Genomic DNA, 14,225 nt, shown 5'->3' with positions numbered 1-14,225 from the left:
AACAGGATTTTTGATCTCTGTTGCTGGAAGCTTTCATTTTATATTATACCAATTGCTTAATTAATCTATCTTTGCACTTTTTAAAATCTATTCGGCTTTCAAATTGTCGAATCTACAAAACAATACTACAATGATTACAGTTAATGATATTTCCGTACAATTTGGTGGGACATCGCTTTTTAGTGATGTTTCCTTTGCTATTAATGAAAATGATAAAATTGCCCTTATGGGTAAGAATGGAGCGGGGAAATCAACGCTTCTTAAGATAATAGCGGGGCAAAGTAAACCTTCTACCGGAAATGTTTCTGCGCCCAAAGATGCAGTTGTTGCTTATTTGCCACAGCATTTATTGACTACTGACGGAGCTACTGTTGTTGAAGAAACTTCAAAAGCATTTGGTGAAATTTTTAGCATGAAAGCTGAGATTGACGAAATCAATGAACAATTGACAATTAGAACGGATTATGAAAGTGATGCATACATGAAATTGATTGAAAGGGTTTCTGACCTGAGCGAGAAGTTTTATGCTATTGAAGAGGTGAATTATGAGGCTGAAATCGAAAAAATATTAATAGGATTGGGATTTGCCCGCGAGGATTTTACACGTCAAACTTCTGAATTTTCAGGTGGTTGGAGAATGAGAATTGAGTTGGCAAAAATCCTTTTGCAAAAACCAGATTTGATTTTGCTGGATGAGCCTACCAATCACATGGATATTGAAAGTATCCAATGGTTAGAGGATTTCTTAATCAATTCAGCAAAGGCGGTTGTGGTAATTTCGCATGATAGAGCATTTGTAGATAATATTACAAATCGTACCATTGAGGTAACTATGGGACGAATCTATGATTACAAGGCTAAATACTCACATTATTTAGAATTGAGAAAAGACCGTCGCATGCACCAACAAAAAGCATACGATGAACAACAACGAATGATTGCTGATAACAGAACTTTTATTGACCGTTTCAAAGGGACGTTTTCTAAAACTGATGCAGTTCAATCTCGTGTTAAAATGTTAGAGAAATTAGTCATTGTACAAGTGGATGAAGTAGATACTTCTGCTTTAAAATTGAAATTTCCCGCTGCTGCTCGTTCTGGGCAATATCCTGTAATTGTAAAAGATTTAGGGAAGACTTATGGTGAGCACGTTGTTTTTAAAGATGCTAATATTGTTATCGAAAGAGGGCAAAAAGTGGCATTCGTAGGGAAAAATGGGGAAGGAAAATCGACGATGATCAAAGCCATTATGAAACAAATTGAGATAGATGGCGGAAGTTTAGAAATAGGTCATAATGCTCAAATTGGTTATTTTGCTCAAAACCAAGCTTCATTGTTAGATGAGAATGCTACAATATTTGAAACTATCGATGATATTGCTGTGGGTGATGTGCGTACTAAAATTAAAGATATTTTAGGTGCTTTTATGTTTCATGGCGATGATGTGACTAAAAAGGTGAAGGTGCTTTCAGGTGGAGAGAAAACGCGTCTGGCGATGATTAAATTATTGCTTGAGCCAGTTAATTTATTGATTTTGGATGAGCCTTCAAATCACTTAGACATGAAAACCAAAGATATTATCAAAGATGCATTGCGTGATTTTGATGGAACTTTGATATTAGTTTCTCACGATAGAGATTTCTTAGACGGATTAGCGACTAAGGTATTTGAATTTGGAAACAAACGTGTAGTAGAACATTTTGAAGATATTACAGGATTCTTGGCAAACAAGAAAATGGAGAGCATGAGAGATATTGAGAAATAACAAATCATGTTGTTCGATTCTTAATTGAAGGGAATTGAAAATAGTAAAGGCATACGATTCTATATCGTGTGCCTTTTTTTTGTTTCTGTATTAATGTTGTTTTTTATTGGAGTAAAATAGTTAAATAACTGTTATTAAGCTATTTGAATATATAGTTTTCGTACCTTGTAGTATGATTTAATTACAATATTTAAAATTAGAAACCATGAAAAAGATAGTATTAACCTTTTTAGTCTTAACAATGGGTTTGTGGAGTACTTCTTTATTTTCTCAAGTTGATAATGAAGTTGTAGCATTAGGTTTGCCTGGTGATAACCTTAATCTTTTTGCCGTTTTAGATGTTTTTCAAAGCTCTCAAACAATAGAGGAATTCGAAAGAAAACTAAACTCGAGTGATTCGAATATTAATAACTTGGATCTAAATAATGACAATTTTGTAGACTATATTTCAGTGACTTCATACAATCAAGGACATTTTCATTCTATTGTACTTAGGGTTCCTGTTAATAGCAATCAGTTTCAAGATGTTGCCGTTATAGAGGTCAGTAAGAATAATGCGGGAAGAGTTATTGTCCAAATTATTGGTGACGAAGCTTTGTATGGCGAAGACTATGTTGTGGAACCATCAGCACGAGATGTTTCTGAAACTCCAAATCCTGGGTATATTGGTGACCAGAGGATTATCATAAATAATAATGTCTACGGGAATGGTGTTGTTTATGTTTCTGATTGGCCGATTATAGCACTTATGTTTTCCCCATCATTTTCGCTATATGTTTCTCCTTGGTATTGGGGATACTATCCGGTATATTGGCGTCCGTGGAGACCAATTTTATATTACAACTATTGGAATTATCACAATCATTACTACAGAAGCCCTCGTTTTCATAGAACGTCCTTCATTCGTTACCCTTCTAATCATTCTTATTACTTAAGAAGAAGAACTACTTCAGCAATAGTGACTAGGAATAGAAATGCTGGGGTTTATAGAAGTACTTATGGCGGTAGGACTTTTAGGAAGCCTACAGCGCCAGCTAGGATTTCAAGAAGAGATATAAATAGAGAAAACCGGGAGTCGACAAGGCGACAAGTGCAGCCGTCAACTAGAACACAAGAGAGACCGGCGACAAGGCAGGAAAACCGGGAGTCGACAAGGCGACAAGTACAGCCGTCAACTAGAACACAAGAGAGACCGGCGACAAGGCAGGAAAGCCGTGAGTCTACAAGACGACAAGTACAGCCGTCAACTAGAACACAGGAGAGACCAGCAACTAAGCAGGAAAATCGTGAGTCTACAAGACGACAAGAGCAGCCGTCAACAAAGACACAAGAGAAGTCATCAACCAGACAGGAAAGCCCTGAGTCTACAAGACAGCGAGTTCAGCCTTCAACAAGGCAACGTGTTCAGCCTTCAACAAGACAGCAAAATCCTAAGTCGACTAGACAACAAGTTCGACCTGCTAGAAGTCAAGCAGATCCCTCAGCAAAGCAAACAGAACGACAAATAAGGAAGTCTGCGAGACAGTCAGCTAGAGAAACAAGACGGTCAAGCCGTTCTGACAGTCAAATAAAACCAATCGTAGAAAGAAGCGAGTTTGAATAGCTGAAAACTACTAGTTTTGAAAAATAAAGGGGTCTTTAAGGCAAAAAGAAGCCGTATCATACGGCTTCTTTTTTATAGTCTAATTCCCGGAGGAAGCAGTTCTTTGTAAACTGGGTTCTTTTTAAAAAAGACAACGATTTTTGGTAAAATCGGAACTACTTTTAATTTTCGTTCAATAGCAATTGCCATAATTTCACTTAATAGTTGAGAAATAAATTCTTCATTGTCAAATTGATCTGGAGTATTAATCTTTGTCAAAAATATTTTTTTTTCCTGAAAAGAGTATTCAACTGAAACTAATCCTTCTTCTACTGTAGTTTCAAATTGTCTTGCGAAAGTATTGTCTGTGATTTCCATGATGATAGAGTGTTCCATATATTTTGTTTAAAACAGTTGTAACCAGGATAAGTATTATCCATAGTTTAATTATTGGGACCCATCGGTATTTCGACCTGCTTTTAATCTTGGTTAAAATTGATCAAAATTAATTTTTCCCATTGCATCTTTTGTTGTCACTATTTTGTTGTCAACTTCTATTTTATCCTAGAAAAGAAGTAGATAAACGCTATTTTTTGAGAGCTGTATTGTTGCATGTTGAGGTTGTAGAATTTTTTAATTTTACTAATAACAATAATGTTTAATGATAAACCCACAATACAGTTCTGTTATTTTTTTTTTTTGTCAAAAAACATTTACAAAGGTACTGATTTGATTTTCAATAGCAGTTAATTTTTCATTGTATATTAATGTAACATATTCTTTTTCAGATAATATACTATGTGAGCTGCAATTTAGTAGAGCGGAGGCTACTGTGGTTTATTCGGGATAAATTAGCTAGCTTTTTCGGGCGTATTGTCAATGAGAAACCAGAAATCACCAATGCTATATGCATTTCTGGCCTGAAATGGTTTCTTGGTTAAATAAGGAAAATCGGTGGTAAGTGATGTGATAATGGCTTTGACGTTGGTATTCTGATTTTCAAAACACTCTAATCATAATTTATTGATAATATAAATTAAGAAACGAAGTTGGTTCCAATAAAAAAATTAATTTTATACGAAATTGAGTATAATTAGGTGGCAAGCAGATATTAAATAGTTAAACGAATTATGAGTAAAATACCAGTTTATTTTATGCCGGGATTAGCGGCTAGTGCAACAATTTTTGAGAGAATTGTACTTCCAGAGGATATTTTTGAAATGCATCTTTTAGAATGGGAAATTCCTTTAGCAAATGAATCTTTGGCTGAATATGCGCAACGAATTACAAAAAAAATCAAACATGAGAACCCAGTTTTAATTGGAGTTTCGTTTGGAGGAATATTGGTACAAGAAATGGCAAAGTACATTGATGCTAAAAAAGTAATTATCATTTCAAGTGTAAAAAGTAATTTAGAATTCCCTAGAAGGTTCAAAATTGCGAAGGCAACTAAGGCATACAAGCTGATTCCGATGAGCTTGATTTTAAATTTAGAGAATCTGGCGAAATTTTCTTTCGGTGAAAAAATTAACCATCGATTGAAGTTATACGAGAAATTTTTATCGGTTAGAGATATTGGATATCTAGAATGGGCGGTAGAAAAGGTGATTCTTTGGGATAGAACTGTGGTAGATGAGCAAGTGGTACATATTCATGGTGACATGGATGATGTTTTTCCAATTAAGTACATCAATGACTACATTGTTGTAAAAGGAGGGACGCACGTCATGATTTTGAATAAATACAAGTGGCTGAACGCCAATTTGCCTGCTATTATTTTAGAAGATAAAGTTATTGCGGAGTGATTCTTGCTGCTTGTGAATACTAATTAAAAATGATAAACATGAAAAGGATAGAAAAAGTAAGTTTGATTCTCGTACTAGTTTTAGTAAGTGGTCTTTTGATTTTTGCAACTACCTATGAATCGAAAGATAAATTAGAAAAAACGGCGGTCTCAAGTTATTTTCCCGCAAGCGCTAATTTTGCAGGAGAAAATACACCTTTAAAAATTTCAGATGTAAGCGAACGCTTGGATAGAGAGTTAATTGTTAACATCAATTTACATGCATCGACGATTCTAGCGATAAAAAGAGCCAATCGTGCTTTTCCAATCATTGAACCCATTTTAAAAAAGAACGGTATTCCAGATGATTTTAAATATCTAGCTGTGATCGAGAGTGGTTTAGTAAACGCGGTATCACCTGCAGGAGCGCGAGGAGTTTGGCAGTTTATGCCAGAAACGGCAAAAGAAAGAGGAATGGAAGTGAATGATATAGTGGATGAGCGCTATAATCTAGAAAAATCGACTCAAGCTGCTTGTAGTTATTTTTTGAGTGCCAAAGCAAAATTTGGTACTTGGACGCTAGCCGCAGCTTCATATAACGGCGGAATGGCCGGTGTAAACAGACAAATGGAGAGTCAGAAAGAAACTAATTACTATGATTTGCTTCTTACGGAAGAAACCTCGCGTTATGTTTTTAGAATTTTAGCACTAAAAGAAATCATGAAAAATCCTGATAAATTTGGATTCTCATTAGGGAACGAAGAATTATATAGCAATTTGCCAACAAAAAAAATTGAAATAGATAGTTCTATTACTGATTTAGCTGATTTTGCAAAAGCGCAAGGAATTAATTATAAGATTTTAAAAATTCACAATCCGTGGCTCAGGGATAAAAAATTGGATAACACAACTGGTAAAAAGTATTCAATAGAAATTCCATTGAGCGGCTATTAATTTAAAACCTATGAAAATGTCTATTCAAACAATCGTTTTATTGATGGCCATAGGGCTAATTGCAGGAGTTCTAAGCGGATTAATCGGAATTGGAGGGGGAATCATCATGGTTCCGCTTTTGTTGCTTATGGGATTTACCCAGCAGCAGGCCCAGGGAACAAGTTTAGCGGCTTTGTTGCCACCCGTTACTTTGCTAGCGGTAATCAATTACCATAAAGCAGGTTTTGTCGATTGGCGCTATGCGATAATAATTTCTTTGGTTTTTATTGTGGGTGGTTTTTTCGGCAGTAAAATAGCAATACATGTTGATCAGAAAACTTTAAAGAATATTTTTGCGGGCGTTCTGGTTATAATAGCTGGTTATTTGTTTCTGGAGAAATAGTTTTGAAACAAAAAAAAATCCGCGAATTGCGGATTTTTTTTTGTTTAAATATGAAATTATATTTTTTTCATCTGACCTTTCATCATGGTGATTTGTTCTTTTAACATACCTTGTTTGTCTAGTCTTTTTGCTTCGTTCAATAAGTTAGTCGCTTCCAGCTTTCTTCTGCGTGACATGGCAACTCCTGCAAGATTCAATTTGGCCACAGCCAAATCCATATCCATAGACAATCCTAATTCGATTGCTTTCTTGAAATATTTTTCAGCTTGGTTGATATTTGTTTGCGAAAGCATTATTCCGTGTAAGTAATTGAAGTATCCTTGTTGTTTTCTTACTAATGCAGACTCAGGGTTTTTAATCCATGACAGCCATTTTTTTGCTCCTTCAAAATCTTGTTTTCTTAGTTTTAAGAAAGCAAGTAAGATAAATTCGTTTTTAAAGTATAAGAAAATAGGAATTGCAGTCAATAATAAAAGGAAAATCCCGTTACCAATATTGTTTTCCGTAAATTGCCAAATGCCAGTAATTACTAAAAGTCCAGCGATAATAAGTTTGATATTCTTGTGAAACATAATGTGTGTATTTTTAAGACTGCAAAGATAGTAAAAGGAATTAAAAATATTTTTATAAAACTACTTGCCAGAAAAAAAAGTCTTTGTATATTTGCACTCGGTTTTAGGATAACAGTTATTCGAAAATAGAAAGACATATAAATAAGATTTAAAGATACAAAGCAATGAGCAAAAGAACGTTTCAACCATCGAAAAGAAAAAGAAGAAATAAGCACGGATTTATGGACAGAATGGCTTCTGCGAATGGAAGAAAAGTTCTTGCTAGAAGAAGAGCTAAAGGAAGACATAAATTGACTGTTTCTTGCGAACCAAGACACAAAAAATAATGTTTGTATAAACATAAATAAGGCGTTACTTTTTTTAGTACCGCCTTTTTTTATATCTAATCGTTAAAAAATATTTAATCATTAGACCCAAAGGTTTAAAGTTCAGTAACTTTGGCCTTGTTGAAAACAACTACACAACACATTAACTACAATAAAATGCCGAAAGATACCTCCATTAAATCAGTACTAATAATAGGCTCAGGTCCTATTGTTATTGGTCAAGCATGTGAATTTGATTATGCCGGATCACAATCTGCACGATCCATTCGTGAAGAAGGAATTGAAGTTATTTTGATAAATTCAAATCCTGCTACAATTATGACCGACCCTTCAATGGCCGATCATATTTATTTGAAACCATTGACAACCAAATCTATAATTGAAATCCTAAAAGCACATCCTCAAATTGATGCGGTGTTGCCAACAATGGGTGGACAAACGGCTTTGAACTTGTGTCTGGAAGCGGACGAGAAAGGAATCTGGCAAGACTTTGGAGTAAAAATGATAGGTGTAGATGTTAATGCAATCAATATTACCGAAGATAGAGAGCAGTTCAAACAATTGCTTAAGAAAATTGGAGTACCATCTGCTCCGGCAGAAATATGTACTTCTTACCTTAGAGGTAAAGAAATTGCACAGGAATTTGGTTTCCCTTTAGTAATCCGTCCTTCGTTTACCTTAGGTGGAACTGGAGCTGCAATTGTATACAAAAAAGAAGATTTTGACACTCTTTTGACCAGAGGTCTAGAAGCGTCACCTATTCATGAGGTTTTGATTGACAAAGCTTTAATGGGTTGGAAAGAATATGAGTTGGAACTTTTAAGAGATAAAAATGACAATGTTGTGATTATCTGTTCAATCGAAAATATGGACCCAATGGGAATTCATACTGGAGATTCAATTACAGTAGCGCCAGCAATGACTTTATCTGATACCACGTTCCAAAAAATGCGTGATATGGCAATCTTGATGATGCGTAGCATCGGAAACTTTGCTGGAGGTTGTAACGTGCAGTTTGCCGTTTCACCGGATGATAAAGAAGATATCGTAGCGATTGAAATCAATCCTCGTGTGTCTCGTTCTTCTGCATTAGCTTCTAAAGCAACAGGTTACCCAATTGCGAAAATTGCTTCAAAACTAGCTTTAGGATACAACTTGGATGAATTGCAAAACCAAATTACCAAATCTACTTCGGCATTGTTCGAACCAACTTTGGATTATGTGATTGTGAAAATACCGCGTTGGAACTTTGACAAATTTGAAGGAGCTGACAGAACATTAGGACTTCAAATGAAATCAGTAGGTGAAGTAATGGGAATTGGACGTTCGTTCCAAGAAGCGCTTCATAAAGCTACTCAATCATTAGAAATCAAAAGAAATGGTTTAGGTGCTGACGGAAAAGGATATACAAACTACGAACAAATTATAGAGAAACTGACTTTTGCAAGTTGGGACCGTGTTTTTGTAATTTATGATGCGATTGCTATGGGAATTCCTTTGAGCCGTATCCATGAAATTACTAAAATAGACATGTGGTTCTTGAAGCAATATGAAGAGCTTTATACTTTAGAGAAAGAGATTTCTACTTATAAAGTAGATGCTTTACCAAGAGAACTTTTGCTTGAAGCGAAACAAAAAGGTTTTGCTGACAGACAAATTGCACACATGGTAGGTTGTTTAGAAAGCCAAGTGCATACTTTGCGTATGGATATGAACATCAACCGTGTATTCAAATTAGTGGATACTTGTGCGGCGGAGTTCAAAGCAAAAACACCTTATTACTACTCGACTTTTGAAGCTGAAATTGAAAAAGCTGACGGAACTCGTTATGTAGATAATGAAAGTATTGTTACTGATAAAAAGAAAATAATTGTTCTTGGGTCAGGCCCAAATAGAATTGGACAAGGAATTGAATTTGATTACTCCTGTGTTCACGGGGTGCTTGCCGCCAAAGAATGTGGATATGAAACAATCATGATCAACTGTAATCCTGAAACGGTTTCTACCGATTTTGATACAGCTGATAAATTATACTTTGAACCGGTTTTCTGGGAGCATATCTACGATATTATCAAACATGAAAAACCAGAAGGTGTAATTGTACAATTAGGTGGTCAAACGGCTTTGAAATTAGCTGAAAAATTATCTAAATACGGAATAAAAATTATTGGAACTAGCTTTGATGCTTTGGATTTAGCCGAAGACAGAGGGCGTTTCTCTGATTTATTAACTGAATTAAAAATTCCTTTCCCTCAGTTTGGAATTGCCGAGACTGCTGATGAAGCTTCTGCTTTAGCAGATACTTTAGACTTTCCTTTATTAATTCGTCCTTCTTATGTGTTGGGTGGTCAGGGAATGAAAATTGTAATCAACAAGGAAGAGCTTGAAGAGCATGTTGTTAACTTATTGAAAACAATCCCTGGAAACAAATTGCTTTTAGATCATTATCTTGATGGTGCGATAGAAGCAGAGGCTGATGCGATTTGTGACGGAGAAAATGTGTATATCATAGGAATTATGGAGCACATTGAACCTTGTGGAGTGCACTCTGGTGATAGTAACGCAACTTTGCCTCCTTTTAACTTGGGTGAATTTGTAATGCAACAAATAAAAGATCATACTAAGAAAATAGCACTAGGTTTAAGAACTGTTGGTTTAATCAACATTCAGTTTGCGATAAAAGACGATACCGTTTATATTATCGAAGCTAATCCTAGAGCGTCACGTACTGTTCCATTTATTGCAAAAGCGTACGGAGAACCTTATGTAAACTACGCTACGAAAGTAATGTTAGGTCACAATAAAGTAACCGACTTTAAATTCAATCCGCAATTAAAAGGATACGCGATTAAACAACCGGTTTTCTCTTTCAGCAAGTTCCATAATGTAAACAAAGCATTAGGACCAGAAATGAAATCAACAGGAGAAAGTATCTTGTTTATTGATGACTTAAAAGATGATCAATTCTACGAGTTGTATTCTAGAAGAAAAATGTACTTGAGCAAATAAGCTTAAATTGAATATATTGAAAAAGCCCCTTGATTGGGGCTTTTTTTATGGGGTATTGTTTTGAAGACTAATTATTATGGGCAAAGTTTGTAAAACTGCGCTAACGATTGTGTTGTGTTATCACTATCTGGTATTATAAATAGTATAGCTACTGGCAATCATTTTTTTATTCTGTTTATTAGGGCTATTATTTATTCATTAGTAATAATAATTTTTAGCGCTTTTTCTTCTGCAGCATTTAAAAACACTTGATATGCATGCTCAAGTTCAGAAAGAGGAAAACGATGTGTGATCATTTTCTTTAAATCCATACTATTACCTGAAACTGCTTTTAATAACATCGGAGTTGTATTTGTGTTTACAAGTCCAGTAGTTATGGTTAGATTTTTAATCCATAGTTTTTGAATATCAAAATCTACTTTTACACCATGAACGCCTACATTAGCAATGTGAGCTCCTGGTTTAACTATTTTTTGACAAATATCCCAAGTAGAAGGAATACCAACCGCTTCAATAGCGACATCTACACCATCACCACCCACTATTTCTCTAACAGCTTCTTCAACATTTGTTGTTCCAGAATTAATGGTATGTGTAGCACCTAATTCTTTGGCTAACTTAAGTCGGTTGTCATCTAGATCAATCATAATTATTTTAGAAGGAGAGTAGAACTGCGCTGTTAAAAGTACAGACATCCCAACCGGACCTGCGCCAACAATTGCAATTTCATCGCCAGGTTTTACGTTTCCGTATTGAACACCTATTTCATGGCCCGTTGGCAGAATATCGCTTAACAAAACAGCTATTTCATCATCAATGCTTTCAGGGATTCTATGCAAGCTATTATCAGCATGAGGAATTCTAACATATTCTGCTTGAACTCCATCAATCATATATCCTAAAATCCAACCTCCATCTTTACAATGAGCGTACATTTGTTTTTTACAGTATTCGCATGAACCACAAGAAGTAATGCATGAAATTAATACTTTTTCTCCCTTTTTAAACTGCGATACACTGGCGCCAACTTCTTCAATAATACCTATTCCTTCATGACCAAGAATACGTCCACTTTCAATTTCGGGGTTTTTACCTTTGTAAATACCTAAGTCGGTTCCACATATAGTTGTTTTTAATACTTTTACAATTACATCTGTCGGTTTTATGATAGTTGGTTTTGGTCTTTCTTCTAAAGCGATTTTATGATCGCCATAATAAACTAATGCTTTCATTTTCTTTGTTTTTTAGGATTTAACTATTTTTTAATGAGTTATATGTTTGTTAATCAATAAATTACGTCTATTTACTCAAATATAGGATATTTTGTTTACATATTATGAAAAGGGACCTTATTTGTTTAATTTGAAATTTAGTTTAAAATCATCTGTCAATTGAGCTTTGCTAAGTGAATTCATATCCATATGCCCGAAGCTTCATTCTTCCTCTTTTTAAAGCTCTTGTATGGCAAAATGAAAATTTAAAGGCAATGTTTTTTCTTTAGCCTTTAACTTTTTATCAGATGAATTAAAAAGGTAGAAATAGTCATAACCTTTGAAACCAAAAAATTAAAGAATATTCGGTCGAGTTACACTCAATTTTCTTTTTGGCATGGATTGCAAGTGGTTGTTTTATTGGTGGTCTACTCTCGTTGCGTATTAAAAGTAATGGTATTGTATTGTTATCAAATTTTCTCAATGAGGCATTAATCCAGTCGACTGTCTTACGGAATTTTTGAAGTTATCCTTTCAAAACCATTGATGATACAGAATTTGTGAAAGATATATAGACTTAAAGAGGTGTACATGTTTGCCTATTCTCAAATATAGCCAAATTTAGCATTCCTTTATTTTTAAGAAATAGTTGCTCAAAAGTTAAACTAAACATAAAAAAAAGTCCCAATCAGAGGACTTTTTTTAAACTACAGCTATATCTTTTTCAATTTTTCTTTGAAAAAATCAATTGTACGTGTCCAAGATAAAGTGGCGGCTTTGTCATCATATCGGGGCGTGGTATTGTTGTGAAAACCATGATTAACGCCTTCATAGAAATAAGCGGTGTGTTCAACTTTGTTCTTTTTAAGAATTGCTTCATAAGTGGGCCAACCTTCATTTACTCGGCTGTCTAGACTGGCGTACTGCGCTAGGATAGGGGTTTTTATTTTTTCGGCTTCTTCGGTAGTAGGTTGTCCTCCGTAATACGGAACTGCAGCGCATAAATCTGGGATTTTGACCGCCATCATATTAGCAATCCAACCTCCAAAACAAAATCCTACCACACCAATATGTCCATTACAATCTTTATGAGATTTTAGGTATTCGTAAGCTGCTATGAAGTCTTCGAGCATTTCTTCACGGCTACGTTTTTTTTGTAATTCTCTTCCTGCATCGTCATTTCCGGGATAACCGCCTAGTGGAGATAAAGCATCGGGTGCCAAAGTAATAAATCCTTCTATAGCGGCTCTTCGTCCTACATCTTCAATGTATGGATTCAGGCCACGATTTTCATGTACCACAATGATTCCGGGTAATTTCTTCTTAGTTTCGGCAGGTTGTGATAAAAGCGCTTTGATTTTTCCACCGCCTTTAGGGGAATCGTAGGTAATGAATTCTGATTTTAGCCTCGGGTCCCCGGGTTTTATCAAGATGGAGTCTAAGTAATTAGGTGTCATAAAACTCAGCAGCGACGGAAGTGTAAGCGTTCCTACGGCAAATAATGATAGTTTTTCAATGAATTGCCTTCTTTCTATTTTATTATGCGCGTAGTCATCGTATAGGTCAAAGACTTCCTGACTGATATCTTCTTTGGTTAGTTTTTTCATAGCGGTTATTTATTTCAACTAATTTAAGGAAAAAAGGTATTGCTTCAATCTAATAAGATATTAGTTGTTTTTTTTACTCTAATCACTATTTTGTATGTCAAATTTAGTCCTCGGTTAATTCTACAGGAAAGCGATCAGCTACTAAATTCAGTTGAATATTGTGTTCTAAGTAGGCTTTTAGTCCGGCGAGAACGAGGGTAAAACCTTCAGTAACATCTCTAATCTGAGCACACATTTCGTCTTGTTTACCTTGAATTCCATTATAAGTTATAGTAACAAAGGTTTTAGAATCGCCTAAATCATTAAATTCCCATTCGGCTATTGCTTTTTCATCGTCTCCCCATTGGATTACAATGGCTTCGTTTGCTTTAATAGAAAGTACTTTGACAGTTACAGTATGATTGCCGTACATTTCCCAAACCCAATCAATGGACTTGCCTTCCTGCAATTTTTCAGATGCTTTTGTAAACCAGAACTTGGTCGTGATTTCTGGATTGATAAAGGCTTCAAATACTTCAGAGATTGGTTTTCTAATTAGCATGGCTGCTTCGGCGTATGAAGTGTTGTCTATATTCATTATGTTTTTTTAATTATCTAAATTAATTCTCATGTGATAGTGTTTGATGCCAACTTCTACAAAAGGGGCATCGTATATTTCGAATCCTAAGTTTAAGTAAAAAGGAACTGCATTGTCTCTAGAATGACAAACGACTTCTTTAATCCCTTTGGATTTAGAAAAAGCCAGTAATTCATTCACTAACAATTTACCAATTCCTTTTCCCTGCTGATTGGTTTCGACTGCCATTTGCATGAGTTGGGTTTTTGTTTGTTCTTGGTCCAAAGGAGCCAAAACCACACAACCAATTACATCATCGTTTTCAACGGCAACAAAGTGCCAAGATTTTTCATCGTGCATTTCCCAAGCATGATCTGGAATACCTATGGGACGCAATAAAATTTTGTTTCGAAGTTCCCTTTCTAATTGGTATAAATCATTTTTGCTGTCTATCAATTGTATCGAAATCATTGTGCTC

General features: G+C 35.1%; 13 protein-coding genes. 7 read left to right on the top strand and 6 right to left on the bottom strand.

What is annotated here, in order from left to right; all coding sequences use genetic code 11:
• Window positions 1-130: 130 nt before the first annotated feature.
• Together BLV91_RS11935 and BLV91_RS11930 are read left to right on the top strand one after the other, a co-directional pair.
• On the top strand, window positions 131-1,765 hold the full coding sequence (locus BLV91_RS11935; RefSeq protein WP_091433730.1) for an ABC-F family ATP-binding cassette domain-containing protein: 1,635 nt from the start codon (window positions 131-133) through the stop codon (window positions 1,763-1,765).
• A 205-nt stretch (window positions 1,766-1,970) separates the two neighbouring features.
• Complete coding sequence (locus tag BLV91_RS11930) at window positions 1,971-3,368, top strand: hypothetical protein (protein WP_091433601.1); 1,398 nt, start codon at window positions 1,971-1,973, stop codon at window positions 3,366-3,368.
• A 72-nt stretch (window positions 3,369-3,440) separates the two neighbouring features.
• On the opposite strand, the gene BLV91_RS11925 is transcribed toward BLV91_RS11930, so the two are convergent.
• Window positions 3,441-3,725 (bottom strand): GNAT family N-acetyltransferase, encoded by a 285-nt coding sequence (locus BLV91_RS11925; protein ID WP_091433600.1) that lies wholly within the window; start codon window positions 3,723-3,725, stop codon window positions 3,441-3,443.
• Window positions 3,726-4,477: 752 nt separating this feature from the next.
• Here BLV91_RS11925 and BLV91_RS11920 point away from each other — a divergent pair.
• The 3 genes from BLV91_RS11920 to BLV91_RS11910 are packed head-to-tail and all read left to right on the top strand — an operon-like array spanning window position 4,478 to window position 6,466.
• Window positions 4,478-5,152 (top strand): alpha/beta hydrolase, encoded by a 675-nt coding sequence (locus BLV91_RS11920; RefSeq protein WP_091433598.1) that lies wholly within the window; start codon window positions 4,478-4,480, stop codon window positions 5,150-5,152.
• A gap of 38 nt (window positions 5,153-5,190) precedes the next feature.
• Window positions 5,191-6,084, top strand: a complete 894-nt coding sequence (locus tag BLV91_RS11915) for a lytic transglycosylase domain-containing protein (protein WP_091433596.1) — start codon at window positions 5,191-5,193, stop codon at window positions 6,082-6,084.
• A 16-nt stretch (window positions 6,085-6,100) separates the two neighbouring features.
• Window positions 6,101-6,466, top strand: a complete 366-nt coding sequence (locus BLV91_RS11910; protein WP_245709682.1) for a sulfite exporter TauE/SafE family protein — start codon at window positions 6,101-6,103, stop codon at window positions 6,464-6,466.
• Between the two features lie 56 nt (window positions 6,467-6,522).
• Here BLV91_RS11910 and BLV91_RS11905 read toward each other — a convergent pair whose 3' ends face one another.
• The gene (locus BLV91_RS11905; protein ID WP_091433593.1) at window positions 6,523-7,038 is read right to left on the bottom strand and encodes a hypothetical protein; all 516 of its coding nucleotides are present in this window, start codon (window positions 7,036-7,038) and stop codon (window positions 6,523-6,525) included.
• A gap of 164 nt (window positions 7,039-7,202) precedes the next feature.
• Here BLV91_RS11905 and rpmH point away from each other — a divergent pair, with 164 nt between their 5' ends.
• Together rpmH and carB are read left to right on the top strand one after the other, a co-directional pair.
• Complete coding sequence (rpmH, locus tag BLV91_RS11900; RefSeq protein ID WP_007136275.1) at window positions 7,203-7,364, top strand: 50S ribosomal protein L34; 162 nt, start codon at window positions 7,203-7,205, stop codon at window positions 7,362-7,364.
• A gap of 156 nt (window positions 7,365-7,520) precedes the next feature.
• On the top strand, window positions 7,521-10,373 hold the full coding sequence (gene carB, locus BLV91_RS11895; RefSeq protein WP_091433591.1) for a carbamoyl-phosphate synthase large subunit: 2,853 nt from the start codon (window positions 7,521-7,523) through the stop codon (window positions 10,371-10,373).
• A gap of 191 nt (window positions 10,374-10,564) precedes the next feature.
• Here carB and BLV91_RS11890 read toward each other — a convergent pair whose 3' ends face one another.
• The 4 genes from BLV91_RS11890 to BLV91_RS11875 form a co-directional block, all read right to left on the bottom strand.
• Window positions 10,565-11,605, bottom strand: coding sequence for a zinc-dependent alcohol dehydrogenase family protein (locus BLV91_RS11890; protein WP_091433589.1), 1,041 nt, complete (start codon window positions 11,603-11,605; stop codon window positions 10,565-10,567).
• Window positions 11,606-12,297: 692 nt separating this feature from the next.
• Entirely contained in the window at window positions 12,298-13,191 is an 894-nt protein-coding gene (locus tag BLV91_RS11885; RefSeq protein ID WP_091433587.1) for a dienelactone hydrolase family protein, read from the bottom strand.
• Window positions 13,192-13,294: 103 nt separating this feature from the next.
• The gene (locus tag BLV91_RS11880) at window positions 13,295-13,768 is read right to left on the bottom strand and encodes an SRPBCC family protein (protein WP_091433585.1); all 474 of its coding nucleotides are present in this window, start codon (window positions 13,766-13,768) and stop codon (window positions 13,295-13,297) included.
• Between the two features lie 9 nt (window positions 13,769-13,777).
• Complete coding sequence (locus tag BLV91_RS11875; protein ID WP_091433583.1) at window positions 13,778-14,218, bottom strand: GNAT family N-acetyltransferase; 441 nt, start codon at window positions 14,216-14,218, stop codon at window positions 13,778-13,780.
• Window positions 14,219-14,225 lie beyond the last annotated feature (7 nt).

The organism is Flavobacterium degerlachei, from assembly GCF_900106645.1.
Classification (GTDB): domain Bacteria; phylum Bacteroidota; class Bacteroidia; order Flavobacteriales; family Flavobacteriaceae; genus Flavobacterium; species Flavobacterium degerlachei.
This window is presented reverse-complemented; position numbering and strand designations above follow the sequence as displayed.

Bases quoted from the DNA above. Each gene is read 5' to 3' on its own strand.
- BLV91_RS11885 (WP_091433587.1), bottom strand. From the start codon at position 13,191: ATGAAAAAACTAACCAAAGAAGATATCAGTCAGGAAGTCTTTGACCTA.
- BLV91_RS11925 (WP_091433600.1), bottom strand. From the start codon at position 3,725: ATGGAAATCACAGACAATACTTTCGCAAGACAATTTGAAACTACAGTA.
- BLV91_RS11930 (WP_091433601.1), top strand. From the start codon at position 1,971: ATGAAAAAGATAGTATTAACCTTTTTAGTCTTAACAATGGGTTTGTGG.
- BLV91_RS11905 (WP_091433593.1), bottom strand. From the start codon at position 7,038: ATGTTTCACAAGAATATCAAACTTATTATCGCTGGACTTTTAGTAATT.
- BLV91_RS11880 (WP_091433585.1), bottom strand. From the start codon at position 13,768: ATGAATATAGACAACACTTCATACGCCGAAGCAGCCATGCTAATTAGA.
- BLV91_RS11875 (WP_091433583.1), bottom strand. From the start codon at position 14,218: ATGATTTCGATACAATTGATAGACAGCAAAAATGATTTATACCAATTA.
- BLV91_RS11935 (WP_091433730.1), top strand. From the start codon at position 131: ATGATTACAGTTAATGATATTTCCGTACAATTTGGTGGGACATCGCTT.
- rpmH (WP_007136275.1), top strand. From the start codon at position 7,203: ATGAGCAAAAGAACGTTTCAACCATCGAAAAGAAAAAGAAGAAATAAG.
- BLV91_RS11915 (WP_091433596.1), top strand. From the start codon at position 5,191: ATGAAAAGGATAGAAAAAGTAAGTTTGATTCTCGTACTAGTTTTAGTA.
- carB (WP_091433591.1), top strand. From the start codon at position 7,521: ATGCCGAAAGATACCTCCATTAAATCAGTACTAATAATAGGCTCAGGT.
- BLV91_RS11910 (WP_245709682.1), top strand. From the start codon at position 6,101: ATGTCTATTCAAACAATCGTTTTATTGATGGCCATAGGGCTAATTGCA.
- BLV91_RS11920 (WP_091433598.1), top strand. From the start codon at position 4,478: ATGAGTAAAATACCAGTTTATTTTATGCCGGGATTAGCGGCTAGTGCA.
- BLV91_RS11890 (WP_091433589.1), bottom strand. From the start codon at position 11,605: ATGAAAGCATTAGTTTATTATGGCGATCATAAAATCGCTTTAGAAGAA.